Annotated in this window: 1 protein-coding gene; it reads right to left on the bottom strand. The window is 73.3% G+C overall.

The genetic code is table 11. The features are described from left to right. The coding region (locus B8460_RS01250) for a secretin N-terminal domain-containing protein (RefSeq protein ID WP_048859753.1) at positions 1 to 1,119 on the bottom strand (1,119 nt) is incomplete at both ends.

Raw genomic sequence — 1,119 nt, 5'->3', positions numbered from 1 at the left:
GCGGGCGCGCCCGCGAGCGCGCCCTGGATGGTGCCGAGGCCGCCGGCCGCGCCGAAGCCGGGCTGCGTCGCGTTCTGCAGCGCCGCCGCCGCGGCCGCTTCCTGTGTCGCGGCCGCGACGTCGGTGATGTCGATGCCGAGGGCGTGGCGCAGCACCCGGGCAAGATCCGCCGCCCGGCCGTTCTGCACGCGATAGACGAACAGCTGCTGGTCGGACCCGCCCTCGCCGCGGTCGAAGCGCTGCACCCAGCCGCGCACGCGGTCGAGATAGGCGGGCTGCGACGAGACGACGAGGACCGCGTTCATGCGGTCGATCGGCAGCACCTTGACGATGTCGGGCAGCGAGCGGCCCGAGGCCTTGAGCATGTTGGTCACGTCGCTCGCGACGTTGCGCGCCCGGCCGTTGGTCAGCGGCAGCAGCGCGAAGGACATGCCGCGCAGATAGTCCACGTCGAACGCCGCGATATTGGCCATGATGCCGCCGACATCGCGCGCCGCGCCGGAGACGATGAGGATGTTGCGCGCCGCGTCCGCCTTGACCGTCGCACCGGTCGGCACCAGCGGTTCCAGCACCTGCTGGAGGTCGGATGCCGTGACGTATTGCAGCGGCACGATGCGGGTGACGAAGCCGCCGCCGGTGGCCAGCGGCGCCTGGCGCGCGGCGTTGGCGATCGGCACGGCGAGGTAGATGCCGCCGCGATCGACCAGCGCGACGCCGCTCAGTCCGAGAGCGGTATTGAGCACGTCGAGCAGCGAGGCGCGCGGGATCGGCGCGCCGGTCTGCAGCGTCACCGTCCCCTGCACCGCCGGATCGACGCTGTAGGACAGCTTCAGCAGGTCGCCGAGCACGCTTTTCAGCACGTCGCGCACGTCGGCGTTGGTGAAGTCGAGCGTCACGTCGTTGCCGGTGAGCGTGACGTGCGGTCCCGGCGTTTCGAGGCGCGCGGGGTCGATGAACTGCCCGGTGCCCGGCATGATGTCGGCCGGCCCCGCGAGGGCGCGCGCCGCGCCGCTCGGGCGCAGCGAGATGGCGCCGCCCGCCGTCCCGGCCGCCAACGCTCCCCCGGACGCGGGTGCGAGTTGCAGCGTCCCGCCGGCCGGGGGCGACGGATTGGCGAGC

The organism is Acidisphaera rubrifaciens HS-AP3 (assembly GCF_000964365.1).
In the GTDB taxonomy this organism is placed as follows: Bacteria; Pseudomonadota; Alphaproteobacteria; order Acetobacterales; family Acetobacteraceae; genus Acidisphaera; species Acidisphaera rubrifaciens.
This window is presented reverse-complemented; position numbering and strand designations above follow the sequence as displayed.